Annotated in this window: 25 protein-coding genes; 12 read left to right on the top strand and 13 right to left on the bottom strand. The window is 54.8% G+C overall.

Annotation, left to right across the window (positions count from 1 at the left end):
• Positions 1 to 287 (bottom strand): PTS transporter subunit EIIC (locus tag AC2FCQ_RS03560; RefSeq protein ID WP_490658441.1); only part of this gene is annotated, 287 nt, incomplete at its 3' end.
• 250 nt (positions 288 to 537) lie between these two features.
• Here AC2FCQ_RS03560 and AC2FCQ_RS03555 point away from each other — a divergent pair.
• Complete coding sequence (locus tag AC2FCQ_RS03555) at positions 538 to 1596, top strand: Mal regulon transcriptional regulator MalI (RefSeq protein ID WP_490307581.1); 1059 nt, start codon at positions 538 to 540, stop codon at positions 1594 to 1596.
• 2 nt (positions 1597 to 1598) lie between these two features.
• On the opposite strand, the gene AC2FCQ_RS03550 is transcribed toward AC2FCQ_RS03555, so the two are convergent.
• Positions 1599 to 2474: a LysR substrate-binding domain-containing protein gene (locus AC2FCQ_RS03550; RefSeq protein WP_404760278.1), complete on the bottom strand. Its 876-nt coding sequence runs from the start codon at positions 2472 to 2474 to the stop codon at positions 1599 to 1601.
• Positions 2475 to 2678: 204 nt separating this feature from the next.
• Between AC2FCQ_RS03550 and ampC the strand changes: the two genes are divergently transcribed.
• Complete coding sequence (ampC, locus tag AC2FCQ_RS03545; protein WP_265556113.1) at positions 2679 to 3815, top strand: class C beta-lactamase; 1137 nt, start codon at positions 2679 to 2681, stop codon at positions 3813 to 3815.
• A 242-nt stretch (positions 3816 to 4057) separates the two neighbouring features.
• Here ampC and AC2FCQ_RS03540 read toward each other — a convergent pair whose 3' ends face one another.
• A complete protein-coding gene (locus AC2FCQ_RS03540; protein ID WP_265556112.1) occupies positions 4058 to 4981 on the bottom strand; it encodes a LysR family transcriptional regulator in 924 nt (307 codons plus the stop codon).
• Between the two features lie 102 nt (positions 4982 to 5083).
• On the opposite strand from AC2FCQ_RS03540, the gene AC2FCQ_RS03535 reads away from it, so the two are divergent.
• On the top strand, positions 5084 to 6235 hold the full coding sequence (locus AC2FCQ_RS03535; protein WP_490307580.1) for a serine hydrolase domain-containing protein: 1152 nt from the start codon (positions 5084 to 5086) through the stop codon (positions 6233 to 6235).
• 47 nt (positions 6236 to 6282) lie between these two features.
• Here AC2FCQ_RS03535 and AC2FCQ_RS03530 read toward each other — a convergent pair whose 3' ends face one another.
• Positions 6283 to 7806 (bottom strand): YdgA family protein, encoded by a 1524-nt coding sequence (locus tag AC2FCQ_RS03530; RefSeq protein WP_209633148.1) that lies wholly within the window; start codon positions 7804 to 7806, stop codon positions 6283 to 6285.
• Between the two features lie 141 nt (positions 7807 to 7947).
• The gene (gene manA, locus AC2FCQ_RS03525) at positions 7948 to 9126 is read right to left on the bottom strand and encodes a mannose-6-phosphate isomerase (RefSeq protein WP_490307579.1); all 1179 of its coding nucleotides are present in this window, start codon (positions 9124 to 9126) and stop codon (positions 7948 to 7950) included.
• Between the two features lie 558 nt (positions 9127 to 9684).
• Between manA and AC2FCQ_RS03520 the strand changes: the two genes are divergently transcribed.
• From AC2FCQ_RS03520 to AC2FCQ_RS03505, 4 genes are all read left to right on the top strand, one after another.
• Positions 9685 to 10038, top strand: a complete 354-nt coding sequence (locus tag AC2FCQ_RS03520) for a hypothetical protein (RefSeq protein WP_209633152.1) — start codon at positions 9685 to 9687, stop codon at positions 10036 to 10038.
• Between the two features lie 260 nt (positions 10039 to 10298).
• Positions 10299 to 11696 carry a class II fumarate hydratase gene (gene fumC / locus AC2FCQ_RS03515; RefSeq protein WP_209633154.1) on the top strand — a complete coding sequence of 466 codons (1398 nt, stop codon included), beginning with the start codon at positions 10299 to 10301 and terminating at the stop codon, positions 11694 to 11696.
• Between the two features lie 61 nt (positions 11697 to 11757).
• Positions 11758 to 12447 carry a helix-turn-helix transcriptional regulator gene (locus AC2FCQ_RS03510; protein WP_209633156.1) on the top strand — a complete coding sequence of 230 codons (690 nt, stop codon included), beginning with the start codon at positions 11758 to 11760 and terminating at the stop codon, positions 12445 to 12447.
• Positions 12448 to 12538: 91 nt separating this feature from the next.
• Positions 12539 to 12907, top strand: coding sequence for a VOC family protein (locus AC2FCQ_RS03505; protein ID WP_209633158.1), 369 nt, complete (start codon positions 12539 to 12541; stop codon positions 12905 to 12907).
• Here the strand turns inward: AC2FCQ_RS03505 and tus are convergent.
• Entirely contained in the window at positions 12897 to 13835 is a 939-nt protein-coding gene (gene tus / locus AC2FCQ_RS03500; RefSeq protein WP_490307737.1) for a DNA replication terminus site-binding protein, read from the bottom strand. The two genes, AC2FCQ_RS03505 and tus, sit on opposite strands and share 11 nt — an antisense overlap.
• 162 nt (positions 13836 to 13997) lie before the next feature.
• Positions 13998 to 15263: an MFS transporter gene (locus tag AC2FCQ_RS03495; protein ID WP_265556183.1), complete on the bottom strand. Its 1266-nt coding sequence runs from the start codon at positions 15261 to 15263 to the stop codon at positions 13998 to 14000.
• A 146-nt stretch (positions 15264 to 15409) separates the two neighbouring features.
• Between AC2FCQ_RS03495 and AC2FCQ_RS03490 the strand changes: the two genes are divergently transcribed.
• The 3 genes from AC2FCQ_RS03490 (at position 15410) to bioD (ending at position 18529) form a co-directional block, all read left to right on the top strand.
• Entirely contained in the window at positions 15410 to 16300 is an 891-nt protein-coding gene (locus tag AC2FCQ_RS03490; RefSeq protein WP_265556109.1) for a LysR family transcriptional regulator, read from the top strand.
• A 159-nt stretch (positions 16301 to 16459) separates the two neighbouring features.
• A complete protein-coding gene (gene mlc / locus AC2FCQ_RS03485; RefSeq protein WP_209633163.1) occupies positions 16460 to 17677 on the top strand; it encodes a sugar metabolism global transcriptional regulator Mlc in 1218 nt (405 codons plus the stop codon).
• 180 nt (positions 17678 to 17857) lie between these two features.
• Positions 17858 to 18529 carry a dethiobiotin synthase gene (bioD, locus tag AC2FCQ_RS03480; protein WP_209633165.1) on the top strand — a complete coding sequence of 224 codons (672 nt, stop codon included), beginning with the start codon at positions 17858 to 17860 and terminating at the stop codon, positions 18527 to 18529.
• Here bioD and clcB read toward each other — a convergent pair.
• Complete coding sequence (gene clcB / locus AC2FCQ_RS03475) at positions 18526 to 19806, bottom strand: voltage-gated ClC-type chloride channel ClcB (protein ID WP_209633168.1); 1281 nt, start codon at positions 19804 to 19806, stop codon at positions 18526 to 18528. The two genes, bioD and clcB, sit on opposite strands and share 4 nt — an antisense overlap.
• 276 nt (positions 19807 to 20082) lie before the next feature.
• Here clcB and AC2FCQ_RS03470 point away from each other — a divergent pair, with 276 nt between their 5' ends.
• A complete protein-coding gene (locus AC2FCQ_RS03470) occupies positions 20083 to 21570 on the top strand; it encodes an MDR family MFS transporter (RefSeq protein WP_404759683.1) in 1488 nt (495 codons plus the stop codon).
• Between the two features lie 52 nt (positions 21571 to 21622).
• Here the strand turns inward: AC2FCQ_RS03470 and AC2FCQ_RS03465 are convergent, their stop codons facing one another.
• Both AC2FCQ_RS03465 and AC2FCQ_RS03460 read right to left on the bottom strand, forming a co-directional pair.
• Positions 21623 to 21922 (bottom strand): DUF1161 domain-containing protein, encoded by a 300-nt coding sequence (locus tag AC2FCQ_RS03465; protein WP_209633172.1) that lies wholly within the window; start codon positions 21920 to 21922, stop codon positions 21623 to 21625.
• 89 nt (positions 21923 to 22011) lie between these two features.
• The gene (locus AC2FCQ_RS03460) at positions 22012 to 22380 is read right to left on the bottom strand and encodes a DUF1283 family protein (RefSeq protein WP_490307578.1); all 369 of its coding nucleotides are present in this window, start codon (positions 22378 to 22380) and stop codon (positions 22012 to 22014) included.
• A gap of 146 nt (positions 22381 to 22526) precedes the next feature.
• Here AC2FCQ_RS03460 and AC2FCQ_RS03455 point away from each other — a divergent pair, with 146 nt between their 5' ends.
• On the top strand, positions 22527 to 22853 hold the full coding sequence (locus tag AC2FCQ_RS03455) for a YnfA family protein (RefSeq protein ID WP_265556107.1): 327 nt from the start codon (positions 22527 to 22529) through the stop codon (positions 22851 to 22853).
• Between the two features lie 35 nt (positions 22854 to 22888).
• On the opposite strand, the gene ydfG is transcribed toward AC2FCQ_RS03455, so the two are convergent.
• The 3 genes from ydfG to AC2FCQ_RS03440 all read right to left on the bottom strand — a co-directional run bounded on the left by ydfG (position 22889) and on the right by AC2FCQ_RS03440 (position 25884).
• The gene (ydfG, locus tag AC2FCQ_RS03450) at positions 22889 to 23638 is read right to left on the bottom strand and encodes a bifunctional NADP-dependent 3-hydroxy acid dehydrogenase/3-hydroxypropionate dehydrogenase YdfG (protein ID WP_209633177.1); all 750 of its coding nucleotides are present in this window, start codon (positions 23636 to 23638) and stop codon (positions 22889 to 22891) included.
• A 183-nt stretch (positions 23639 to 23821) separates the two neighbouring features.
• Positions 23822 to 24343: a GNAT family N-acetyltransferase gene (locus tag AC2FCQ_RS03445; RefSeq protein ID WP_209633180.1), complete on the bottom strand. Its 522-nt coding sequence runs from the start codon at positions 24341 to 24343 to the stop codon at positions 23822 to 23824.
• 98 nt (positions 24344 to 24441) lie between these two features.
• On the bottom strand, positions 24442 to 25884 hold the full coding sequence (locus AC2FCQ_RS03440) for an MFS transporter (protein WP_209633182.1): 1443 nt from the start codon (positions 25882 to 25884) through the stop codon (positions 24442 to 24444).
• Between the last annotated feature and the right edge of the window lie 155 nt (positions 25885 to 26039).

The following is a 26039-nucleotide window of genomic DNA, read 5'->3' as shown; positions in this document are numbered from 1 at the left end:
ACGCCCTTGTTTTCACGCGCCATGCCCAATGGAATAGCAATGGCGAACATCACGGGCAGGAAGCTGAAGGCAAAAGAGCCGATCTTGCTCATCCAGGTGAACAGTAGCTGGAAGGCAGGATGGCCAATAAACGGCAGTAGGGTGATGACATCACGGCTACTCAGCGAACTGCCGATCCCCAGCATGATGCCACAGAACGACAGCAAGGCGACGGGCAGCATGAATGTCTTGCCCAGACTTTGGAAAAACTCCCAAAGCGTTATTTTTTGTTTTTTAGATGCTGGCATAACCGACGGCTCCTGGCGAAAAAATGTGCAAAAGTGGTGTGTGCCCTGTTAGGTAAAAATAAGATAAAACGTTTTACCTAGCAAAAATGCGCCGCTAATCACAATTCCAGCGTGCGCTTTGCGGCGACAATGCTGATGCCAGTAAAACGTTTTACTGGCCAAACAGATTCGGTATACCATTTGCTTCAAGAGACATATTCCGTTGTCTTTCACGTCATTGCTCAGTCGTGTGAAAGGAAATGGGGACAGAATGCCCAGGATCGGGCTCGCAGAGGTTACGACCATCAAAAAGATCACCATTACCGATGTCGCCCAGCAGGCCGGTGTCTCTGTGACCACGGTTTCGCTGGTGCTGAGTGGCAAAGGGCGTATTTCACCCACCACCGTGGCGCGGGTGAATCAGGCGATTGAACGCTTGGGCTATGTGCGTAACCGCCAGGCTGCGACCTTGCGTGGCGGAGAGTCGGGGGTGATTGGACTGATCCTGCGCGATATCTGCGAGCCGTTTTATGCGGAAATGACGGCGGGGCTAAGCGAGGTGCTGGAAGCGCATGGCAAAGTGCTGTTTCTGACCCAAAGCGGCCGCGACGGCAAGGGGCTAATGCGGTGTTTTGATACGTTGCTGGAACACGGGGTTGACGGCATTGTGCTGGCGGGGGGCGTCCGTCTGGCCGAAGGGCTGAAGGAAAAAGCGGCAGAACAGGGGGTGCCACTGGTCTGTGCAGCACGCTCTAATGGGCTCGAAGGGGTTGATGTGGTGCGGCCCGACAATATGCAAGCGGCTAAAATAGCCACCGAATTCTTAATCAAACGCGGGCACAGCCAAATCGCTTACCTGGGGGGGCAGAGCAGTTCCCTGACGCGTGCCGAACGGCTCGGGGGATTTTGTTCCACGCTGGTACAGTATGGCCTGCCTTTCCGCTCCGATTGGATTATTGAGTGTGACTGCCATCAGCGTGCGGCGGCGGAAGCGGCTGAACATTTACTGCGGCAACACCCGAATATCAGCGCACTGGTTTGCCACAAGGCATCGGTCGCGTTGGGGGCCTACTTTGGTATCGTGCGCAGTGGGCGCAGTATCGGCTCGGAAGGGGTCGACACCTACTACGGCCAGCAGGTGGCGTTGATTGGCTTTGGCGATGTGCCCGAAGCCGAACTGACCGAACCGCCGTTGACACTGGTTTCCAGCTCGGCACGTGAAGTGGGCCGCAGTGCCGCTTCACGCTTGCTACAACGGATTACGGATGCCGGGCTGCCGCCGCAAAACGTCATCCTGCCACCGATGCTGATCAAACGCGGCTCGGCCTGATCTCAATTCTGCTCATCGTTGGCCTGTTGCAATAGCCAACTCACAAACATTTTCATCGCTGGCGTCATATCGCGTGATTTCAGATGGGTGAGCCAATACCCGCCTAAATTCGCTTCGGCGGTGAAAGGGCGTTGCAGAATGCCTTCCCGGAGCTCGCGGGTAAACATACACGCCGGGGCTAACGCCACGCCGCTGCTGTGAATTGCACCTTCCACCATCAGCCGAGACGAGTCAAACACCGGGCCGTTAATGCGCCAGGGGGTGATCCCTGCAGCGGTGAACCAGCATTCCCATTCGTCTTTGCGGTAACTGCGCATCAGCCGCTCGTTTTGCAGATCTTGCGGTGTGTGCAGGCGTTCCGCGACGTCGGGCGGACACAACACGGTCAGTGGCGCGTCAAACAATTTAACGTTATGGGTTGCCGGCCATCGGCCCTCGCCAAAACGAATAGCAAAATCCATCCCGTCAGCGGACAGATTGACCAGGTTATTATTGGTCAGCACCCGCAAATCGATAAATGGGTGTGCTTCTCTGAAGGCCGCCAGGCGGGGCATGAGCCAACCCACGGCAAAGGTGCCGACCACGGCGACCGTCAGCACTTCATGGAAATGCCCACCTTCAAACTGCTGCAACACCGATTCAATACGATCAAAAGCATCCGTCAATATTGGCAGCAGTGCCTGTCCTTCCTCGGTCAGGTCCAGCCCGCGCGGCAGGCGACGGAACAGCTGAATACCCAGCTGTTGCTCAAGCGTACGTACCTGCTGACTGACAGCGGCTTGGGTTACACTGAGCTCCAGCCCGGCGCGCGTAAAGTTCAGATGACGGGCGGAAGATTCAAACGCTCGCAGTGCATTCAGGGGAAGTCGGTTGCGCATAATGATAGCCATAAGTTTTTCTTTATGCTGGCTGAAATTATTATCGCTTGTCAAGGCAAGGCTAAACCCCGATATTTTGCGCAACTGTTGCGGAAGTCACGCAGTCAGAAAAGGAATCGCATCACCACCCAAGGATATCCGCGTGTTGAATGACAATAAAATCTTTTGCCATCGGCCGATACCCTGCAACCCATGAGTTTTTACATGATGAAAATAAATCGCCTGGCGGCCGCGCTGCTCGCCACATTAATCTTGCCTGCTGGCCATGCTGCCGATAAAGCAGACATTGACGCCATCGTTCAACCGCTGATGCAGAAATACGGCGTGCCGGGTATGGCAATCGCCGTGTCGGTAGAGGGAAAACAGCAGTTCTATCACTACGGCGTTGCGTCCAAACAGACAGGTAAACCGATCACCAACCAAACGCTGTTTGAAATCGGTTCATTGAGCAAAACCTTCACTGCCACATTGGCTGCCTATGCCCAAAATGAGGGCAAACTGTCGTTCTCAGAGCCCGCCAGTCGTTATCTGCCTGAACTGCGCGGCAGCGCATTTGACCATGTCAGCTTGCTGAACCTGGCGACGCATACCTCTGGATTACCGTTGTTTGTGCCCGATGAGGTGACCAACAACGCACAGCTGATGGCCTATTATAAAAACTGGCGACCGCAGCACCCGGCAGGCAGCACGCGCGTTTATTCCAATATGGGTATCGGCATGCTGGGGATGATCACGGCGAAAAGCCTCAACCAGCCGTTTGCCAAGGCGATGGAACAGACTCTGCTGCCGGCACTGGGCATGACTCATACCTATATCCATGTTCCTACCGATCAAATGGCCAATTACGCACAGGGTTACGACAAGCAAGATAAACCGGTGCGTGTGAACCCAGGCCCACTGGACGCCGAATCCTATGGCATCAAGTCCAACGCCCGTGATTTGATTCGTTATCTGGATGCCAACCTGCAACAGATCACAGTGGCGGAAAAATGGCGCAGCGCACTGGCTGCTACCCATGTCGGTTACTACAAGGCAGGGGTTTTCACCCAAGATTTGATGTGGGAAAACTACGCTTATCCGGTCGATTTAACCCGTCTTACCGAAGGGAACAACGCGGGGATGATCATGAACGGCACCCCTGCAACGGCGATCACGCCACCACAACAGGAACAGGCCGCCAGTTGGTATAACAAAACCGGCTCGACCGGTGGGTTCTCAACCTACGCCGTATTTATCCCATCGCAGAAAATCGCCGTGGTGATGCTGGCAAACAAATGGTTCCCGAATGATGATCGGGTTGCGGCGACCTACCGCATTGTTCAGGTATTAGATAAGAAATAATCACCGCTGGGGCGCCACGGCGCCCCAGTTATCATATTAACGCCAGTCCCGATTACCGTGATGCAAATAAGGTAAAATGCACAGGCGTGCCCCTATCGTTAATGCCCTCTCAATTCACCCTGCTGAACGCCAACCGATCGCCATTGCGCCCAAAGAGAACCCCCTCGTGAACCACTGTTCATGACGGATCACGATTGGCCCCGAATGGGCTACCTGACCATTTTCGCCTTCGATGAAATTGGTTATTGCCTTAAGGCGTGGGGGTTATGCTGCTGAGCCCGTTTTTCACGCATAAAATCAATAAATACCCGCAGCTTGAGCGGCATATGCCGATTGGCGGGAAAGTAGATGAAAAAGCCGGGGAAGTCACCGCTGTAATCCGCCAGAATCTCCACCAACTGCCCATTATTGAGCTCGTGTTGTACGGTGCTGGCAAAGCGTTGGGTGATGCCCAAACCGGCCAGCGCGGCGTCTTTAATCAACCTGTCCTCGTTAAAGATCAGGCTGCCACTGGCTTCAAGCGTGAGCTGCCCGCCGTCCTGCCTGAAGTACCAAGGTTCAAATTTTCCACTGCCGGGGAAGCGGTAGCGCAGGCAGTTATGCTCGCTCAGTGCCTGGGGAGTCAGCGGTGTGCCGTGCTGTGCCAGATAGCCCGGCGTGGCAATGATCACACGCCGTTGGTCCTTGTCGATCGGCACCGCAACCATGTCTTTTTGCACCATGGCACGCATACGGATACCGGCATCGAAATTGTCCAACACCAGATCGGAAAAATGGTCGTCGGTAAACAGCTCAAGCTGCACCTCAGGGTAACGCGCCAGAAACTCCGTCAGATAAGGCATCACCAGTAACGACGCGGCCAGCTGCGGCAAGGTAATACGCAATAAACCGGAAGGGCGGCCGTGCAGGCTACGGACGTCATCAGCAGCTACGTCTATTTGCCCCATAGCAGGAGCCACTCGCTGGTAAAAGAGACGGCCTTCATCGCTTAGCCGAACCGACCTGCTGGTACGGTTAAACAAACGTACACCCAAACGTGTTTCCAGAGCCTGTATGTTTTGTGACACGGCGGGTGGGGTGACGCCAAGGTGATTAGCGGCCTGGGTAAAACTGCCTAACCGGGCCACGGCTTCAAAAAACGGCAGTAACTGCAACAGTGAGCTCATCTATCGATAATCCCTGCTTAATGATTCGTTAAGTAACCCGGTATTTAATTTTATAATAATCACTTTAGACTGATTTTATTACCCCTCAGAGAGCAATAAAACATGTCGACAGTGAATCAGTCATTAGCAGAAAGAGTTCAGGCGGTCAGCCTGCGGGCAATTGAAGAAGAGCGTATCGTCGGCAGCGTGGTGTTGGTGGCGCAACACGGCACCGTCATTTACGCCGAAGCCAACGGCTACGCCGATCGAGAGCAACAGCGGCCTATGCGGCGTGAGACGCAATTCCTGCTGTCGTCAGTCTCCAAGCCCTACATCACATTGGCGGCGATGCGCATGGTCGAACAGCAAAAGCTGAATTTGGATGATGCGGTCAGCCGTTGGTTACCCTGGTTCACGCCGACGTTGCCTGACGGTCGTCACCCCGAGATTAAAATCCGTCACTTACTGAGCCACACTGCCGGGTTGAGTTATCGCTTTAATCAGCCTGATGATGGGGTATATCAGCGTTTGGGCATTCAGGACGGTATGGCGCTGTCGTCATTGACGCTGGAACAGAACTTGCGCCTGTTGGCGCAGGCGGACCTGCTGGCCGAGCCGGGCCGAGAGTTTAATTACTCTCTGTCTATCGACGTGCTGGGGGCCGTGTTGGAGCAGGTTGCGGGGGAGCCACTGCCACGGTTATTCAATGCCTGGGTTGCACAACCGTTGGGATTGGGAAATACCGGTTTTCACGCCGCTCAGGCCGACAATCTGGCTACGGCCTATCAGGATACGGCTGCCCGTCCAGAACCCATTTATGATGGGATGCGGCTGGCCTTGCCGGAAGGCTTTGGCTTCGCTATCGAATTGTCGCCTTCACGCGGGCTTGATCCTCAGGCCTATGCCTCCGGCGGAGCCGGTATGGTCGGTGATGCTGATGATGTGCTGCGGCTGGTGGAAACATTGCGCAATGGCGGCGACGGCATTTTGCAACCGGCCACGGCGGAACTGATGCGCCAACCCCATGTTGGGGCAGAGGCTGAAATTCAGGGGCCGGGCTGGGGCTTTGGCTTTGGTGGCGCGGTCTTGGTGGACGCGCAGTTGGCGGCGACGCCACAGCACAATGGCACTCTGCAGTGGGGCGGTGTGTATGGGCACAGTTGGTTTTACGATCCGCAGGCAGCATTGAGCGTGGTGGCGTTGACCAATACGGCGTTTGAGGGGATGAGTGGGCTCTATCCGCAGCAGATCCGCGATGCGGTGTATGGGGTTTAGCAATAAAAAGGCCCGCTAAGCGGGCCTCAATGCTTTTCGAACGGGGATTACTGGGCTGGTGCCGGCGCGGCGTCCTGAGCCGGGGCCCCGTCTTCCGCTGGAGCTCCCAGCAGACCGAAGGTGCCGATGAACTCTTGCAGTGACATCTTGTTGCCGTTCAGATCAACCTGATTGTCGGCGTAATGGAAGCTGCTGCCAATCACGTCGTCTTTCAAGGTGGTCAGTTTGAACATCTGCCCCATGGCCGCCAGCCCTTGCACCTGTTGCTGTGCCAGTTTCTGAGCTTCTTCAGCACTGTAACCCTGCAGTAACGCAGTTTGTGACGTGATTTCAGTTGCCATTGCGACAGGAATGCTCAGGTTTGCATCCAGTTTTTTCACTGAACGGGCAATCAATTGGTCTGGCGACTCTGCCGGTGAGCCAGCTTGCGCCGGGTCGGTCAGGTCCAGATTCAGGGTAAAGGTGCTTTCACCCTTGCTGTTTTTCCAGCTCAACGGGGCAACGCTAATGGTCGGGTTGCCTTTCAACAGCAGCGGCAGATTTTGCAGCAGGATATCGGTGGTTTGCTGCTGATAGGCCACAGGATCCATCGTTTGTGCCTGCTGCAGCATCGCCATCGCTTGTTGGTTGTAACGGTCGGCGAACTCTTTCAGCGATTTTGCGTCCAGTTTGTCGATTTTTAACGTCAACTTACCGGAGCCGAAGTCGCTGTTTTGGATCTTCAACGCGTCCATGGTGTAATCGATCTGGCCGTTCAGATTGCTGTCTTTCTCACCGAATTGGCTTGCCAATTTAAAGCCGTCCAGCGTCAGCGTTTCTTTACCGTCAACGGCAACCTTAACCTGTTTTACTGCCAGATTCTGGTTACCCAGGCTGAGATCGAACTGACCTGCGTGGGTGTTGCTTTTCAGCGTAGCGCCCAGCAGCTGCACCTGTTCGGTTTGACCAAACTGGTTTGGGCCGCTGATCACGGCGCTGTCGCTGCTGGCGTCCAGCGTAATGGCTTTCATATCGCGTGATACATCGGCATTGATGGTTGCACCGCCGAACTTCAGCGCTGACTTGTCTTTTTGGTAATCCAGCGGGATCACGTCAATAGCGGACGAGGTGTCGCCCGAGTAAGAAATGCGGGATTCGGCGGTGAACAGCGATTTACCCTTGGTGATCTCAAACAGACCTTTAGTTGCTGCGGTGTTTTCCAGTTCGGTATGCACCGACGCCATGCTCGGTAACAGGTTGAATTTTTTCAACTGGGCCAGCGGGAACGGGCCGTGATCGATGGTTTCCATAAACGCGACTTCATCGCCGGCTTTCAGAGGCGCATCGTCAGTCGTGACGCTGCCGTCAGCGCGCAGGACATAGCGAATTTTGCTGCTGAAAATACCGCGTTGGTAATTTTCGTAACCCAGTTTGACACCGGCTTTTGGCAGATAGGCTTTGAGTTGGCTGTTGGCGTTATCAACCACTTCACCCATCCGTTGTTCGATCAGTTTGCCGGTGTACCAGGAAGCCCCGGTCCATGCTGCGCCAAGAACCACAATGACGCTAACAGCGACTAACGATTTTTTCATAGTTCTGTTCATCCTTATTAAGCCAACTGCCTTAAGCAGGTGGCTGGGCAAATTTGGGCCAATAAAAAAACGCCCGCAGGCGTTTAATTGTGAAGGTAAGCCACTCTTTCAGCAACCAATTTGCGGAAATTTACCGAGTGTTTACGACAACAGGTTATAAACACGGGCGATTCGGCCCGAACCGCTGACGCTAACCGGCGATTCAAACGCGCCAATAAAGCAGGATTCACCCGGTTTGAGGACCAATTGCTGGTTTTGCTTGGTCAGCACGGCTTCACCGTCTACGCAGAACAAAATAGCGGCACTATTTTGTGCCAGCGCCTGCGGAGTAGCGGAAAGGTCGTGTAACGAGAACGCGAAATCGTCAACCGGGATGGGGAAGAAGAGCTCATCGCCGCGTTTTTGTGGTTGAGTCAGCAGGCCGGCAGCCGGCTGCGGGCGGAATTGCAGATTAGCCAGCAATTCTGGGATATCAATGAACTTTGGTGTCAGGCCGGCACGCAGTACATTGTCCGAGTTGGCCATCACTTCCAGTGCAACGCCTTTCAGGTAGGCGTGTGGGGTTTCGGCATACAGGAACATCGCTTCGCCTGGCTTGAGCTGAACCACGTTCAGCAGCAACGGTGAAAACAGGCCGCTGTCTTCCGGGTAGAAACCAGCGATAAAGCGCACGGTATCCCAAGGCTCACCCTGTTGGTTGTTCAACGCGGCTTTCAGTACGCCGAGCGCCAACGCTTTTTGCTCACCGCTCATCGCCAACAGGCTGGCAAACAGCGCTGATAAGCGGGTTACGTCAGGCTGTTGCAAGAACGCGGCAATATCGTGATGCGCCCCGGCGAGTGGCTGTAAGAGGGAAACAATATCGGACAGTTCACGGAAGCCGTTCATCGCCAGGAATGGCGTCAGGGCAAACACCAGCTCAGGTTTGTGATTGGGATCTTTATAATTGCGCTCGGCCGCATCCAGTGGAATGCCCGCCGCGTTTTCTTTGGCAAAACCGATTTCAGCCGCAGACTTGCTCGGGTGCACTTGAATTGACAGCGGTTGATCGGCGCACAGCACTTTGAACAGGAAGGGCAACTCGCCAAAACGGCGGGCGACGTCGGTGCCCAATTGCTTGGACTGATCTTCATCAATGACATCGCGCAGTGAGCGCAAATTGCCGTCGGACCCCGCTACGCGCGAGCTGCTCTTCGGGTGAGCGCCCATCCACAGCTCGGCCATCGGCAACCCTTGTGGGTTGGCGATACCATACAGCTGAGTTAATGCGTCGTGACTGCCCCACGCATAGTTCTGCACTGCGTTGATCATTTTTTGCATCTTGATAAACATCCTTTGCATTCGCCGCCGGGTGACGGTAAGTAGCTGACTGATTTATCCCCTTTGGTTTTCACACTGCACGTTGAAAGCCAGGGGGGATAAAAGGCTAAAACAAACAAATTAGGCGAGCTCCATCCTACACCCGAACGACGGTGAGAAAGGGGGGTGTGATCAAACATGTGGCTCATCTGTGCCGCTGCCCCGCGGCTGGCAAAGTATAACGTGATAGCGTCAACAGTCACAATTCCCCTGTCCCTTGACAAAGGCTAGGGTGGCACAACACCGGGCGGGGGAAGGTAGAATAAATAACCTGTTATTGTGGCACAGCGTAAATCCGGCATGCACACCGAAATAAATATTTTGTCCGTGGTATTATGCTCCAATATATTTCAATCTGTGTTTTTTGACGTGAATTATTACCGGGTGAATATATCTTTCATCATAATTATTTCGTTTCTATCAGCAACCACACAAATGGCTTAAATTACCCAATGGCGTCGCTATACAGTGCAGACCAATAAACCGACTCTCTGATAATGACTTAACGCTGAGGCGCTGATGAAAAAACTTTTACTGGTTCTGGTTATGTGCACGTCGGGTGCTAATGCGGCTGTCGTTGTTACCCATGCATATGGCTATGGCGTTGCCAGGCCCGTGGTGGTGGCACCCAGGCCGGTGATTGTGGCGCCTCGTCCCGTGGTTGTTGTACCGCGGCCGGTCGTTGTGGCACCTGCACCTGTGGTGGTGACTGCCGCTCCGGTTGCGACAACAACGGTCGCTCACCCCGTCGCTGCGGTGGCCGGTGCTGTCGGCGTGGGGGTGTACCGCCACAATGAACGTCAGGACGCCTACGATGAAATCAACCATCTGCAGGACCAAAGAATTAATGCCTATAACCAACACCACCATTAATAGGTGTGCCGTGCAATAAATATTAAGAGCGCCAGATGGCGCTTTTTTATTATTCCGCACTATGAGGTAGAGGAAGGGGGAGAGAATGGGAGCTAAAAAATAATGCCCGCACACTGTTTAAGACAATGAAGAAAAAATGCTGTGAGGTAACTCTCTTAATGCGAATAGTTATTATGTCACTATACTGGATGGGTGTGCTGACGGGCTCGAGTACGTTGGCGTAATCGTACATTTTTAGGAATTGTACTAAGGAGATCGTGATGGCAGCCGTTCGTATTGAAAAAGACTCTATGGGACCCATCGAAGTGCCGGCAGAAAGGCTATGGGGCGCGCAAACGCAGCGTTCTCTGGAGCACTTTCGTATTTCCTCTGAGAAGATGCCGACCGCCTTGATTCACGCACTGGCGTTGACCAAACGCGCAGCGGCCAGCGTGAATATGGATTTGGGACTGCTGCCGGCCGAGCGGGCCAATGCGATTATCCGCGCCGCCGATGAAGTACTGGCGGATCAGCATACAGATGAATTCCCGTTGTCAATCTGGCAGACCGGCTCCGGTACCCAGACCAACATGAACATGAATGAAGTGCTGGCTAACCGCGCCAGTGAGTTATTGGGGGGCGTACGCGGCGAAGAGCGGCGGGTGCACCCGAATGACGACGTCAACAAGAGCCAAAGTTCCAACGACGTGTTTCCGACCGCGATGCATGTCGCCGCTGTGCTTGCCGTGCGCGAGCATCTGATCCCCGAATTGAACGTGCTGCATAAAACCTTGAGCGACAAAGCGGATGCCTTCCGCGATATCGTTAAAATCGGCCGCACCCATCTGCAGGACGCTACGCCGCTGACCCTTGGCCAGGAAATTTCCGGTTGGGCAGCAATGTTGGCGCACAGTCTGCGCCATATTGAAGACAGCATTCCGCATATTTGCGAACTGGCGCTGGGCGGCACCGCCGTGGGCACTGGGCTGAATACGCATCCGGAATACGCCGTTCGCGTTGCGAAGGCGCTGGCCGAGCTGACGCAACAGCCGTTTGTCACGGCACCCAACAAGTTTGAAGCACTGGCGACCTGTGATGCGCTGGTACAGGGCCACGGTGCACTAAAAGGCCTGGCAGCGTCATTGATGAAAATTGCTAACGATGTGCGTTGGCTGTCGTCTGGCCCGCGTTGCGGCATTGGTGAAATCGCCATCCCGGAAAACGAACCAGGCAGCTCGATCATGCCGGGTAAGGTGAACCCGACTCAGTGCGAAGCGATGACCATGCTGTGCGCACAGGTGCTGGGCAACGACGTGGCGGTGAATATTGGCGGTGCTTCTGGCAACTTTGAGTTGAACGTATTCCGCCCGATGGTGATCCACAACTATTTGCAGTCCATCCGCCTATTGGCCGACGGTATGCAAGGCTTTAACGAGCATTGTGCGGTAGGTATCGAACCTAATCGTGACCGCATCAGCCAGTTGCTGAATGAGTCGCTGATGTTGGTGACCGCGCTGAATACGCATATTGGCTATGACAAGGCCGCAGAAATCGCCAAAAAAGCGCATAAAGAAGGCCTGACATTGAAGGCGTCGGCGCTGAAGCTGGGTTACCTGACGGAAGAACAGTTTGATCTGTGGGTCCGCCCAGAAGAGATGGTTGGAAGTATGAAGAAGTAATTGATAGTCTGCATTGCACAGGGCTTACTTAGGGTAAGCCCTTTTTTATGGAGAGAAATGGATGTCGCGTACCGAGCGTTTATTCGATCTCATGCAGATCTTACGGCGGCATCGCTACCCGGTCACCGGCCAGGCGTTAGCACAGGAAATGAAGGTCAGTATGCGCACGTTGTACCGTGACATAGCCACGTTGCAACAGCAGGGGGCTGAGATCGTCGGTGAGGCGGGTGTCGGTTATGTATTGCGGCCTGGCTTTATGTTGCCACCCCTGATGTTCTCCCAACAAGAAATAGAGGCGCTGGTGTTGGGGATGCGCTGGGTAGGACGACGAGGCGACAGCCAACTGGCGGGCGCAGCCAATAACGCGTTGGCAAAAATCGCCGACGTTTTGCCTGCAACGCTGCGCGATGAGCTGGAGGCCAGTACGTTACTGATTGGCCCGATGGACTTAGTGAAGGTTGCGGATGAGACGCTGGTGCTGATTCGCGACGTCATCCGTCAGGAGCGTAAGCTCGCGGTGGATTACTGTGACCGCGAGGGTAACGTCAGTGAACGTATTCTGTGGCCATTTGCGCTCGGGTATTTTGAACAGACACGAATGCTGGTTGCCTGGTGCGAACTACGCCAGTCCTTTCGCCATTTCCGCCTCGACCGCATTCACCGGGCGACGCTACTGGAACAGCGTTACCCGAGAGGCCGCCGCATGTTGATGAAAGAGTGGCATAAAGCGCAGGGCATCCCACCGCAGTAAATTATCACTGCTGCCAAAAACTGTCAGCAGACCCGTTTAACCTTGAGTTATCGGGAACCAACCGGTTCCCCTCAGCCCTAAGGTGGATAAGATGACCATGCCGAACATGACCCTTCTGTACGTTGATAACCCAGAAAAGAGTGCTGCTTTTTACCGCCGTCTATTGGGGCAGGCACCGGTGGAACTTTCGCCTACCTTTGCGCTGTTTGTGCTGGGTAACGGCTTCAAATTAGCGATGTGGTCGAAACATACCGTGGAGCCTGCCGCAAGGGTTACCGGTGGTGGCGGAGAGATCGGTTTTATGTGCGAAACGCCGCAGCAAGTGGATGCGCTTTACCCGCAGTGGTGTGAACAAGGGCTTGAGATAATTCAGCCACCTGTGACGCTGGACTTTGGTTACAGCTTTGTCGCCACCGATCCGGACGGCCACCGCCTGCGGGTTTACAGCCTCAGCGAGTAGGTATGTCGGTATAAAGATGCAGCCGTTTAACCAGCAGTCGTAGCGGTTTGGCGTCTGGCTTGTATTTGTGTTTGACCGCCGCGGCGTCGTAATTGAGCAGCTCGCCAATCTTTGGCACCTTGGCACCGAGCTCAACCTGGCACAGGGCAATCAGCGGTAGCGGGCAGGGGTGTTGTACCTGCTTTTGCTGCGGCTGATACCAAACACGGGCGATGGGCTGCACTTTTACCGGGCGTTTAATTTTCAACGTCGCTTGCTGCGGCAGACGGCTGACATCCTCGATCTCGCGGCCGACCAGCTCGGCCCATTGCTCACGGTTATAGGGCGGAACTGCACGCCCAGCCTTCAGGCTTTTTTCCAATTGAGCCAGAATATCATCGCGTTTCACGTTCTTGATAATGTGCTTGTTGGCCCAGCCGAAACGCACGGAATCCGGATTCGTCAAAACGGTGAGGGTACGATAGGCACTGAGGGTGATCAGGCCATGCAGGTGAGTGTGAACAAAGTCAAAACGCTGCTCCGGTGCCAGGCCGGAGTCGACGGTGATAATCTGCTCCAGCTCGGCTTTGAGTCGGTTAATCAAAGCAACCTGCGCCTGTATCGCCCGGTATTCCGGCTGTTCCACCGCCAGGCAGAACACGCCGGGCAGGCGTACCGCCGCCTTGCTGCTGACGTTATGCTTGTTGTGATGGATAAACAGCCGCTGGACGTGTTCCAGCGCCAAATCACGCGCCGCCTGGCCAAGATGCTGTTCGACGGCGATCTGCTCCACAGCCGCATGTTCTTTGCCTTTCTCGATTTCCGGCAGACTGAATACCCGGCCAGCCAGCAAGCGCAGCGGCAGGATCTGCTGGTGGAGAGCGGCCAGCGCCTGTTCCAGCTCATTGAAACAAGCATTCATCCTGCCGATTAAACCGTACTTGTCCATCATTCACCTCTCATTTTAGTTACAACATACATTAAGAGAACGGCAAACAAAAGGGCAACATCAGCCACCGTGACGGGGTGAACATCGAGTGGTCCAGGCCTGGCAGGGGAATCAAGGTCACCGCCCGCCAGAGTCAATAGCGAGCAGGCAGTGAACAGGGGATTAAATGCGTGCGGCTTCCGGCAGTTTTTTCAGGTAGTGCACGACCAGTAAAGCCAGCAGCAGCATCACGCTGATAAACGCCACGACGCCATTCCAGCCGAAACTGTGCCAGAAAACACCGCCAAGTGTGCCCGCGACGCTGGAGCCTACGTAGTAACAGAACAGGTAGAGTGATGATGCCTGGCCTTTGGCCCGGCGCGCGCGACGTCCAATCCAACTGCTGGCGACAGAGTGGGCGGCAAAGAAACCGGCGGTGAACAACATCATGCCGAGAAAAATAACCGCTACCGGAGCCAGTGCGGTGATAAGAATCCCGATCAGCATAATCAGCGTTGAAGCCAATAGCACGGGCCCGCGGCCAAAACGGCTGGTCATGGCACCGGCTTTGGGTGAACTGTAGGAGCCGGTCAGGTACACCACCGACAGCAAGCCCACAATCGCCTGGCTGAGATGGTAAGGATCAGACAGCAGGCGGTAACCGATATAGTTAAACATGGTCACGAAGCTGCCCATCAGTAGAAACCCTTCGGCGAACAGCAATGGCAATCCCTTGTCGTGCCAATGCAGACGAAAGTTTATCAGCAAGGTGCGTGGACGCAGTGAACTGGCACGAAAGTGCGTGGAGGCGGGCAAAATGCGCCAGAACATACAGGCGGCAGCCAAGGCAAATAACCCAATTACGGCCAGTGATACACGCCAGGAGAAGAAATCGGTCAGTACTCCAGTCACCAGGCGGCCACTCATGCCACCGATCGAGTTCCCGCTGATATACAAGCCCATAGAAAAAGCGACAAAGCTGGGATGGATTTCCTCGCTCAAATAGGTCATGCCGACGGCAGCGACACCGCTCAATGAAAGCCCTATCAACGCACGCATCAACAAGATGCCTTGCCAACTGGTCATAAAGGCGCATATCAGGGTGCAGATTGCCGCCAGCAGCAGCGCCACGACCATAACCGGTTTACGGCCGATGGCATCGGAAAGCGGGCCGGTAAACATCAGGCCGAGCGCCAGCAAGCCGGTGGATACTGACAAGGACAGGCTACTTTCCGCAGGGGAGATGCCAAAGTCTTGTGATAAAACCGGCAGAATCGGTTGTACACAATACAACAAGGCGAACGTCGCCAGACCGGCAGAAAACAACGCCAACGTAACGCGTATAAACTGCGGCGTTCCGCGTTCGATGTAGGGAAGTTTGTTCAGGGTGGAACGTTGGGTTTTTGGCGCAGCAGCCGCATCGTCGTTGGCGGCCAGCGTCGACGGCATACTGGCCGCAGAACGCACAGGGGTTGTCACAGTTTTTCCTTACCGAACGTGGGGGTGTATTCAGCACTTCATGGGTTAACAAAATGATAGGGAGAGGGCAGTTTTTTGTCTAATATATTAATAATTAAAATTAAGACGTTTAACGTATGAATATTGAATTGAGACATCTGCGCTATTTTGTTGCCGTGGCGGAAGAGTTGCACTTTGGGCGTGCAGCAGAACGCTTGCGGATTTCACAGCCGCCGCTTAGCCAGCAGATCCAGGCGTTGGAAGAGATGGTGGGGGCGCGTTTGTTGGCGCGCAACAACCGCAATGTCAGCCTGACGCAGGCGGGGGAAATGTTCCTGAAAGAAGCGTATCAGGTACTCGATCAGGTCGGCCGGGCGGCTGAGAAAGCGGCCAGACTGGAACGCGGGGAGTTAGGGGAGCTAACCATAGGTTTCACGTCCTCAGCCCCATTTATCAGCGTCGTATCACGCAGTTTGCGGGCTTTTCGGCAGCAACACCCACAGGTGCATATCAAAATGCGCGAAGTAAACACCAAACAGCAGATTGAACCCTTGCTTAATGGTGAGCTGGATCTGGGCGTTATGCGTAATACGCGCTTACCAGACGCGTTGAAACATCAGCTTTTGCTGTGTGAACCCTTGGTGGCCGTGGTGCCGGAAGGGCATCCGTTAACCCATGTTGCATCCGGCACATTGCGTTTTCAGCATTTAGCGGAAGAGCCCTTCGTGTTTTTCTCCCGCGAGGTGGGCACCGCACTGCATGACGAAATTTTATCCTTGCTGGCCAAAGCGGGGATCACTCCTTACATCACGCAAGAGGTTGGCGAGGCGATGACCATTATCGGTCTGGTGTCCTCCGGGTTGGGTATTTCTATTCTGCCGGCGTCTTTCGCCCGCGTTAAAATTGATGGCGTGCAGTATTTGCCGTTGGCAGAACCGGGCGCCATGACGGAAGTTTGGTTGGTGCATCACCGGCAAAGGCCACTGACCGCCGCGGCCAAATCGCTGATGGCATTGCTGTTAACCTGAAGGCCAGGCTGGGCAAATAAAACACAATCCGCAGTGAAAGTGGGGTGAATTTGTGCAGCAAATCACATAACGAATCAAATAGTTGACGCTGTATTACAAAAGCCCCACCATAGCCGATAGTCTTTATTTAGAAGCGCGAAAAATAGTAGGAGCAGGTTTGTGATTGCTGTTGGGCAGCCTGGGCATATTGATCAAATCAAGCAAACAAATGCAGGGGCAGTTTATCGGTTAATCGATCAACTGGGCCCCATTTCGCGTATCGAATTATCCAAACGCGCGCAGCTCGCTCCCGCCAGTATCACCAAAATTGTTCGCGAACTGCTGGAAGCGCATCTGGTTAAAGAAACCGAATACCAGGAAGTGGGCAGCCGTGGCCGTCCTGCCGTGGGGTTGGTGCTGGACACCGAAGCCTGGCACTATCTGTCCGCTCGCATAAGCCGTGGCACCATTACGCTGGCGCTGCGTGATATCAGCAGCAAATTGGTGGTCGAAGAGCTGTTGCCTCTTGCCGCCGAACACCCTGATCCCCTGCTAAAGCGTATTCTCGGTGAAGTAGATCAGTTCTTCATTCGTCATCAAAGCAAGCTTGAGCGGCTGACGGCTATCGCCATTACGCTGCCAGGCATGGTTGACGCCGTTTCTGGTGTCGTACACCGCATGCCGTTTTACGACGTCAAAGACATGCCCCTGGGACCGGCGCTGGAAACGCGTACCGGGCTACCGGTTTATCTGCAACACGACATTAGCGCCTGGACAATGGCCGAGGCCTTATACGGCGCATCTCGCGGCAGCCAAAACGTGATTCAGGTGGTGATCGACCACAACGTTGGCGCCGGAGTGATCACGGGCGGTAGAGTTCTGCATGCAGGCAGCCACAGTGTGGTAGAGATTGGCCATACTCAGGTCGATCCTTACGGCAAACGCTGTTACTGCGGTAACCACGGCTGTCTGGAAACCGTGGCCAGTATCGAAAACATGCTTGAAATCGCCCAGCAGCGCCTCGGTAGCTCAATGAGTTCAAGCTTGCATGGCGCACCACTGACGGTTGAGTCATTGTGTGATGCCGCGATGGCGGGCGATCAACTGGCTAAAGACATCATTCTTGGGGTGGGACACAGCGTAGGCCGGATTTTGGCCATCATGGTCAATCTGTTCAATCCGGAAAAAATTCTGGTTGGTTCACCGTTGAACCGGGCGGCGGAAATTCTTCATCCGGCAATCGCCTCTTGTATCCGCCAACAATCGCTGCCGGCTTACAGTGAAAATGTGAAGGTAGAATCTACCCAGTTCTTCAATAAGGGCACCATGCCAGGTGCCGCACTGGTAAAAGAAGCGTTATACAATGGCTCGCTGTTGGTGCAGTTGCTGCAAGGCTAAGCCAAAATACGCGCCCCATACCCGCTCACTACCAATCAGTAATTCTTATCGTTTAACGACAAAAGGTTGAGCTACCTCAAGCCCCGTCTCCCCGGCATCCTCTAGACTTTTCCCGTTCGTCTCTTTCGCCGTCTTTGCGGTGATATTTTGGTTAACGGTGCATCTCGGGGCAATTAAGTCATGTTAACGCGTTTATTTGTTACAGGTACGGATACCGATGTCGGTAAAACCGTGATTTCCCGCGCTTTGTTACAGGCATTTGCTGCGCAAGGCCGCTCTGTGGCCGGCTATAAGCCTGTTGCCGCACGCTGTCAGGAAACCAGCGAAGGCCTTCGCAATAAAGACGCTCTGGTTTTACAGGCTTCCTCAACCATACCGTTGTCGTATCAAGAAATTAATCCCATCACCTGCCTGGAAGAGGTGTTCCACGCGCAGCCTACCGATGACATCAACTACGGTGTGATGAGCAGCGGTTTGCAACATTTATCCGCAAAAGCCGATACGGTGGTGGTCGAAGGGAGTGGCGGTTGGCGCGTGTTGATGAACGATATGCGGCCTTATGCTGAATGGGTTATCCAAGAGCAATTGCCGGTGGTCTTGGTGGTGGGAATTAAGCTGGGTTGTGTTAGCCACGCATTACTTACCGCACAATCCATCATCAATGATGGTCTGCCTTTACTGGGTTGGGTGGCAAACCGCATCAATCCGGGGTTGGCACACTACGCTGAAACCATCGAGGCATTGCAGCAGCGCATACCTGCGCCACTGCTGGGGGAAATTCCTTATCTGCCTCGCGCCGAACAGCGTGAGTTGGCGCATTATCTGGATATTACGCCTCTTTTGGGTCGTTAAGCATTGTGATAGACCGACACTGAACGTAAGCCACGTGACACGGTGGTTGCGATCACGCAGGCCAGCAGAATGCCGGGCAGCAGAGTATATTCACCGGTCATTTCGAACACCATTAATGCAGCCATAATCGGTGCGTGGGTGGTTGCAGCCAACAGCGTGGCCATGCCGGTTAACGCCATTAGCAGCGGCACCGCACTGCCTAATTCTGGCCAAAGGGCACACAATTGCCCAATCACCGAGCCGAGTGCCGCGCCAACAAACAGGGTGGGCGTGAACACACCGCCAGGCGCACCGGAACCGCTGCTGGCAAGTACGGCCAGCAACTTGCAGATCAGAATCGCGCCAACCAACAATACGCCGGGCGGCGCGCTAAGCAGTGACTGCACCACGCTGTAGCCGTTGCCCCACACTTCAGGAAACAGCAACGAGAGCAACCCCACAATCAACCCGCCAAGTGCCAATTGCAGTGGCGGTTTCAGGCGCAGTGAACGGAACGCATGGCCGGACGCCGACATTGCCCATAAAAATAAGGGGCCACAAACGCCGGCCAAGATGCCGAGTAGCGCCATCAGCAGATATTGTATTGGCCAAGGGGCAGGCAAGGGTTCGACCAAATACAGTGGCGCTTGGCCGCCATTGAGCAGATTGGTGACCAGCAATGCGCTGACGGCGGCAATGACCACCGGGCCGAGAGAAGCCAACATCAGCGTACCAAAGAGTATTTCGGCGATAAACAAGCTGCCCGCCAGGGGCGCATGGTAGGCGCTGGCCATCCCGGCGGCGGCACCGCAGGCCACCCACAGCTTCCACTCTTTTTCATGAGTGAAACGTTGGGCAAACACCGACCCCACCAAGGCTGCCAACAGAATCATCGCGCCTTCACGACCGATAGCGCTGCCGCTCGATACCACCAGCAGCGAAGCCAGGCATTTTACCAGGCTGGCGCTGACGTCGAGTCGGCCGTCGCCAGTTTCAATGGCTTCCATATAATCGGTGGGGGCTACCTGACGTTGGTGTTGATAACGTTGGTAAATCCACAGTAGCAAACCGGCGGCCAGGCCACCCAACGCGGGCGTTAACGCCCTGCGCCAGCCCGGTAACGCAGCCGCGGCAGCCACCAGGCTTCCTTCACCGTGATCGAGCAGCAACCATTCCAACCCGAGCATTGCGCGGTGAAACAGCCAAACCACCAACGCGGCAGCAATACCAAGAAAAATGGCAATAAACAGACGGCGCAGCAGGGCGCGATAGTGGTGCAGGTGGACCCATCGTTTCATGCGTCAATAAAATCGTGAGAAAAATGAAAGGTTCAGCTTTCCATTGTGCTTGGCGGCCCGACCGAAGGCCAGAGAATCTTTGCAGATTCGCCGGTAGGTTCGCGCTTTGTGGGGTATGCGGCTGATTCAGCTTGATTTATAGTGACGTTGTCACTATGCGTTCAAATGGTGCGCTTTTCGCCAATAAAAACAGCTAAGTAGACACAGATAACGGCAGTGTTTCTTCCGGCTGGTATAATGAGGTGAAAATAAAAATCTACGGTTTGTAATAACGCTATGACAAATAACGAAGTATCTGCCCCCATCGCGCACCGTCCCTTGATCCTGATTGCCTGCATGTTGGCGATGTTTATGTCCGCGATTGAGGCAACCATTGTCGCCACGGCGATGCCGACCATTATTGGCGACCTCGGCGGGTTTTCTCTGCTCGGGTGGGTATTTGCGGTCTATTTGCTGGCGCAGGCCATCACCATCCCCATTTATGGTCGGCTGGCGGACCTGCTGGGGCGCAAACGGGTATTTTTCTTTGGCGCATCGCTGTTCTTGCTGGGGTCGGTACTCTGTGGTTTCTCGCCAAACATGTACTGGCTGATTGGTTTTCGGCTGCTGCAGGGGCTGGGGGCCGGGGCTATTATGCCAACAGCGACCACCATTATTGGTGATATCTACAGCCCCACCGAGCGGCCAAAGGTGATGGGTTACATCTCCAGCGTTTGGGGGGTATCGGCGATTATTGGCCCTTTACTGGGGGCGTTTATCGTCCAGCATTTGCCCTGGGCGCTGGTATTCTGGGTCAATCTGCCGATTGGTCTGCTGGCGATGTTTTTCCTTGCTCGTTATCTCCCTTCTCGCCAACAGGTGCGTAAACATGCGCTGGACCTGGTGGGCACCGCTTGGCTGACGCTGTTTGTTACCGCGTTGCTGCTGTCATTGTTGCAGGCAGAAAATCTGGGGTGGTGGGTGTTGCCGCTGTTGGCGTTGGCGGCTATCTCGCTGATGTTACTGATCCGCCAGGAACGACGTGCACCAGAGCCGTTGTTCCCGCTGGCGTTATGGCAAAGTCGGGTGATTGTGGCCGGCAATATTGGCGGGCTGGTAATTGGTGCAGCGATGATGGGCATCAGCGCCTTCCTGCCAACCTTTATTCAGGGCGTGATGGGGAGAACGCCGCTGGAGGCAGGGACGACCTTGGCGTTAATGTCGATCGGTTGGCCGCTGGCCAGCACCTTTAGCGGGCGGCTGATGCTCATGACCTCTTATCGGACCACGGCGTTACTGGGGGCATTACTGCTGTTGGCCGGGGGGCTGATCCTGTTGCTGCTGCAACCTGCCGGCGGTCTGTTATGGGGGCGCGTGGCCGCCTTTATGGTGGGCGCCGGTATGGGGCTGTGCAACACCACATTCTTGGTGTCGGTGCAAAACGCGGCGCATCACAGCATTCGCGGTATCGCTACCGCCTGTACCGTGTTTACCCGAATGATGGGCTCGGCCATCGGAACCGCGATTTTAGGGGCGACGCTAAACATCAACCTGCAGCTCCGCTTACCGCAAACGTCCGATCCTGTTCAGCAGTTAATGGAGCCTGCCGCGCGGGGATCAATGGCACCGGAGATGTTGGCGGATATGACGCAACAGGTAGCCGCTTCGCTGCATGGGGTATTTTTGGTTTCTGCACTGATATCACTGCTGGCACTCGCCGCAGCGATGCTGATTCCTGCGCGGCATCGTCCACAGGGTGAGGGTGAAGAAGCGGAACAGGCGTGAGGCGCAGAAGAAGTAGAAAAGGAAAGGGCGCGGTTAGCGCCCTTAACGATCATTATTGCGAGGTCTTAGTGTCCTGACTGGTGCCGGTTTGCGCCGCGTCACCATTGTCATCACCGTTACTGATGCGGGTATAGACAATCTTCTGTGTGTCATTTTCGCAGTGACCTACCACCAGCCCGCCAGCCTGTTGGGCCTGGTCATTCGGCACAATATCCAGCTTGAAGCCAGATTCTGGCACGCCGTTATTGACAATTTTCTGCGAAATATCAGCCTTCACGCTTTCGCACGAGGCCAGGGCAGCCAGTGGTGCTGACGCCAGCAGCAATGCACCCAGGATAAGCGCTTTTTTCATCAATTCATCCTTATTTGAGATTGGGCTTCCTTTGTCAGGATAGCAGCAACGGCGCCGTAGGGTAACGGCCGCCGCCTGCTGCGGCAAGATTAAGGATTAATCTGACGGCCCGTCTGGCGGTCCAGGCACTTACGGGTATTGGGTTCCCAGTAAGCGTTAACGTTCTGGCTGTCGTCGCAGCGCTCTTCGTTATCAATGGCCTTATCGACCTTATCGAATTCTTTCTCCACGCGGGTGTTGACCTTGTTGCGCAGGGACTTGGTGTCGTTGAATTGCTGTTTGCTTTGGCGAGCCGCTTCTGTGCTCATCGCTCCGCTGTTGCTGCCATCGACGGTAACGCAGGTGCTGCCCTGAGTGCAGGTGGCAGCCAGCGCTGGAGCCTGCCAGGCACCCATCAGCACCAGCATGGCGACCGGCAGCATCCCGCGCAGCAGTCGTTGAGTCGAAAGTGTTTTCATCGTTTCATCCTTATGAGTTAGTGTTGCCTGAAAACGGCAACACTGGCTTACTGCGCCCTCAGGCGTGTTGATAAATATACCATCGCGCACTTAGACTGCACCAGCCAAGCACGGCCTTGTTTACTTTATAGAGAGAAAACGTTCCTATGATCAAGACCACACTGTTATTTTTCGCGACGGCATTGGCCGAGATCATTGGCTGTTTCTTACCCTACCTGTGGCTGAAAAAAAGCGCCAGCGTGTGGCTGCTGTTGCCGGCTGCGGCGAGCCTGATGTTGTTTGTCTGGCTGTTGACGCTGCATCCTGCCGCCAGTGGGCGCGTGTATGCGGCTTACGGCGGCGTCTATGTGGCAACTGCGTTGCTGTGGCTACGGGTGGTAGACGGGGTTAAATTGTCTGCGTTGGATTGGCTGGGGGCCGGCGTGGCCTTGGTGGGGATGTTGATTATTGTTTCCGGCTGGCGAGCCGCCTGATAAATGGCGGCAGGGCATGCCTGCCGCGCACAGGATCAGGCCTCGCGGTGAATGTTCAACCCGGCAAAGGACTGACTGACCGGCATGATTTCCAGCGAGTTGATATTGACGTGGCTCGGCAGGGTTGCCACCCAGAACACCGACTCGGCGATATCCTCCGGCGTCAATGCATTGGCCCCGTCATAAACTTTGTTAACTTTGCCGTCGTCACCTTTGAAACGCACGTTGGAAAATTCCGTGCCGCCTACCAGGCCGGGCTCGATGTCGGTAACGCGAATACGCGTGCCCTGTAGGTCGGCACGTAAACCGAGGCTGAACTGTTTCACGAAGGCTTTGGTGGCGCCGTAAACGTTACCGCCGGCATAAGGCCAGTTGGCCGCGACGGAGCCGATGTTAATGACATGGCCAACATTGCGTTCAACCATGTCAGGTAACAGGGCGCGGGTCATGTTGACCAGGCCTTTGGCGTTGGTGTCGATCATCGTTTCCCAATCGTCAGCGTTGGCTTTATGTGCCGGTTCCAGACCTAACGCCAGCCCGGCGTTATTCACCAGTACGTCGATGTGGCGGAGTGCCGCAGGCAGTTCGTCAATCACTTGCTGAATCGCCGCGCGGTTACGCACGTCCAGGCGGACGATATGCAGCGGATCACCCAACTCGTCTTTCAATTCTTCCAGGCGTTCGATACGACGGCCGGAGGCAATCACCTGATGGCCTTCGCGGATAAAACGTCGTGTAATGGCTTCACCAAAACCGGATGTGGCACCCGTAACAAAAATGATCATGTTGCTGTTCCCCAACTGTTTTTACCCTACATGCTACTAGCATTAGCATAATCCCACGTTAAGTGGCAGTGGTTATCGGCGTCGACATAAAAAAACCGCCATCGCTGCTGCCAGACGGGCGGTTTTTGGTCAGTGAATCCTGCATGTTTAAAGACGGGCCGAGCAGAATGGCCGATAAAGTGATCAGTGCTGTGGTGGGACGTGATACACCACGCAGTCGTATTTGGTGTTTTCGCGTCGGCCGGCCACCACGCCGCCTAAAGATTCGGCGATGCGCCGACTCGGCGTATTTTGCTCTGCCACCGGATAGATAAAGTATTGTGGGTGGTAGCGCTCGCTGGCCCATACCGCCATAGCTTGAACAATTTCACGGCCATAGCCCATGCCGTGCAGATTCTCTTTTACCCAAATACCCAGCTCTGGCGTGGTGCCATGCAAATCGTGTACGCCACCTACACCAACAAACTGTTTAGTGTCGCGCAGGCGTGCGATAAAAATCACTTCCTCGCCTTCACGGATTAACGGTAGCCAGCCTTGCCACACGTTTTCAAACGCTTCTGGCGACGCCTCCGGTTCAAAATTCATAAAGCGTGTCAATGTAGGGGTGATCGCCTGGTAAACATCGTCGGCGTCTGCTGCGGTAAAGGGGGCAATCAACAACCGGTCGGTGTTAACGCGGCACTGAGAAAGGTCACTGTGAATCATTATTATTACCTCGCTTTTCAGGCCAAAAACGGCAAAAAATCCGCACCGGTGAAACGGGGCGGATCATCGATACTACGTTGATTGGCAGCAGATGCGACTTATTTTTGCAATCGTTGAGGTGCGTTCGTCAGTGGTGCCGCCGGGGAGGTTCTTTGTCGGACCTCGTTACCTGCGTTGGCATTCAGGGTTGCGCTGTCGATCACGGCTACCACGGCAATCACGCCGATGACCACGAAAGCCCACTGAAAATCGGCCAACGGAATACGCTCAGCGGACTGCGGCATCAGCATCTCCGTTACTCTCAATGCCAGCGCGCCGACGGCAATCCCCAGCCCGCTGCCCATTTGTTGTGACACATTAAACAGGGTATTGGCGCCGCTCATCTGTGATTGCGGTACTTCCGAAAATGCCAGTGTATTGAGCGCGGTAAACTGCATGGATCGCGTCAGACCACTGACGAACAACAGTGCCAGAATCAACCAGGTTGGCGTCTGTGGCGTCAATAGTGCACAAGCGAAAATCGTGGCGGCATTTAGCAGGCCATTCACCACCAACGTGGTGCGAAAGCGAAACCGGTAAAGTACCGCGGAGGTAAAGGGCTTCATCACCAGGTTACCGGCGAATACCGCCAGTACCAATAATCCGGCGTCAAAGGCGTTCAGGCCAAAACCGATCTGAAACAGCAGCGGTAACAAGAAAGGTACGGCACCAATGGCGATGCGGAACAACGTCCCACCCCATATAGTGACGGCGTAACTTTTTATTCGCATGGCCCACAGCGTGATCAAGGGGTACGCGGCGCGTTTGGCATGGCGAACCGCCAGCGCACCGAGTGCCAGACTGCCAAGAAGGCATAGCGCAGGCACCAGCCAAGACAACTGCGGATGGCTGATCAGATCCAGACCAAACATCAGACCAAAACAGGCAACGCCGGTCAGTACAAAACCGAGGGTGTCAAAGGGAACGCCTTTCTGTGGTGCTTCCTGTGGGATCAGTCGCCATGCCAACCACAGCGCGGCCATGCCCAAGGGCACGTTGAGAATAAAAATCCAGTGCCACGAGGCATAGGTCGTAATAAAACCGCCGACGGGAGGGCCGAGGATAGGGGCGACCAATCCAGGCCAGGTAATGGTGGCGATGGCTTTGATCAAATCGGGTTTGGCGGTGTTGCGCAGTACCACCAGCCGGCCGACAGGCACCATCAGAGCACCGCCGAAGCCTTGCAAGATACGGGCAGCGGTAAAGGTAGGCAGGTTAATACTGGCCGCACACAACACGGATGCCAGTGTAAAAATCAACACCGCGGCGGCAAAGATATTGCGTGCACCAAAGCGGTTGGCAATCCAGCCGCTGGCGGGAATAAACACCGTTAGCGTCAAAATGTAAGCTGAAATACCGATGTTCATGTCTACCGGCCGTACGCCGAAAGCCGCTGCCATTTGTGGCATGGCGGTGACAATCACAGTGCCGTCGAGGTTTTCCATAAAAAAGGCACCGGCCACCAAGAGAGGCAACGCACTTGCACGTGAAAAAAAGCTCATGGCAGAGCGCACCGGATGGCGTACAGACGGAATGCGGACATGGCAGAAATCCCGTTTCAAAAATGTTAAAGCCGGAAGGGTTTTTGAGCATAGCGCATTGGGCAGAGGTTAAAAAGAGGTTGAGCAGGTGATAATTAGCGGGCGCAGTGATTGCG

Source organism: Serratia sp. CoH_134_PS_4, assembly GCF_058190535.1.
The sequence above is the reverse complement of the archived record's forward strand: the minus strand, read 5'-3'. Positions and strand labels throughout refer to the sequence as shown.

Coding starts and splice junctions, on each gene's coding strand:
- AC2FCQ_RS03440 (WP_209633182.1), bottom strand. CDS start 25,884: ATGAGCTTTTTTTCACGTGCAAGTGCGTTGCCTCTCTTGGTGGCCGGT.
- AC2FCQ_RS03505 (WP_209633158.1), top strand. CDS start 12,539: ATGACCATGCCGAACATGACCCTTCTGTACGTTGATAACCCAGAAAAG.
- AC2FCQ_RS03550 (WP_404760278.1), bottom strand. CDS start 2,474: ATGCGCAACCGACTTCCCCTGAATGCACTGCGAGCGTTTGAATCTTCC.
- AC2FCQ_RS03490 (WP_265556109.1), top strand. CDS start 15,410: ATGAATATTGAATTGAGACATCTGCGCTATTTTGTTGCCGTGGCGGAA.
- AC2FCQ_RS03470 (WP_404759683.1), top strand. CDS start 20,083: ATGACAAATAACGAAGTATCTGCCCCCATCGCGCACCGTCCCTTGATC.
- AC2FCQ_RS03455 (WP_265556107.1), top strand. CDS start 22,527: ATGATCAAGACCACACTGTTATTTTTCGCGACGGCATTGGCCGAGATC.
- AC2FCQ_RS03535 (WP_490307580.1), top strand. CDS start 5,084: ATGTCGACAGTGAATCAGTCATTAGCAGAAAGAGTTCAGGCGGTCAGC.
- tus (WP_490307737.1), bottom strand. CDS start 13,835: ATGGACAAGTACGGTTTAATCGGCAGGATGAATGCTTGTTTCAATGAG.
- AC2FCQ_RS03555 (WP_490307581.1), top strand. CDS start 538: ATGCCCAGGATCGGGCTCGCAGAGGTTACGACCATCAAAAAGATCACC.
- AC2FCQ_RS03530 (WP_209633148.1), bottom strand. CDS start 7,806: ATGAAAAAATCGTTAGTCGCTGTTAGCGTCATTGTGGTTCTTGGCGCA.
- clcB (WP_209633168.1), bottom strand. CDS start 19,806: ATGAAACGATGGGTCCACCTGCACCACTATCGCGCCCTGCTGCGCCGT.
- ydfG (WP_209633177.1), bottom strand. CDS start 23,638: ATGATCATTTTTGTTACGGGTGCCACATCCGGTTTTGGTGAAGCCATT.
- ampC (WP_265556113.1), top strand. CDS start 2,679: ATGATGAAAATAAATCGCCTGGCGGCCGCGCTGCTCGCCACATTAATC.
- AC2FCQ_RS03495 (WP_265556183.1), bottom strand. CDS start 15,263: ATGCCGTCGACGCTGGCCGCCAACGACGATGCGGCTGCTGCGCCAAAA.
- AC2FCQ_RS03460 (WP_490307578.1), bottom strand. CDS start 22,380: ATGAAAACACTTTCGACTCAACGACTGCTGCGCGGGATGCTGCCGGTC.
- AC2FCQ_RS03445 (WP_209633180.1), bottom strand. CDS start 24,343: ATGATTCACAGTGACCTTTCTCAGTGCCGCGTTAACACCGACCGGTTG.
- fumC (WP_209633154.1), top strand. CDS start 10,299: ATGGCAGCCGTTCGTATTGAAAAAGACTCTATGGGACCCATCGAAGTG.
- AC2FCQ_RS03540 (WP_265556112.1), bottom strand. CDS start 4,981: ATGAGCTCACTGTTGCAGTTACTGCCGTTTTTTGAAGCCGTGGCCCGG.
- AC2FCQ_RS03465 (WP_209633172.1), bottom strand. CDS start 21,922: ATGAAAAAAGCGCTTATCCTGGGTGCATTGCTGCTGGCGTCAGCACCA.
- AC2FCQ_RS03520 (WP_209633152.1), top strand. CDS start 9,685: ATGAAAAAACTTTTACTGGTTCTGGTTATGTGCACGTCGGGTGCTAAT.
- AC2FCQ_RS03510 (WP_209633156.1), top strand. CDS start 11,758: ATGTCGCGTACCGAGCGTTTATTCGATCTCATGCAGATCTTACGGCGG.
- bioD (WP_209633165.1), top strand. CDS start 17,858: ATGTTAACGCGTTTATTTGTTACAGGTACGGATACCGATGTCGGTAAA.
- manA (WP_490307579.1), bottom strand. CDS start 9,126: ATGCAAAAAATGATCAACGCAGTGCAGAACTATGCGTGGGGCAGTCAC.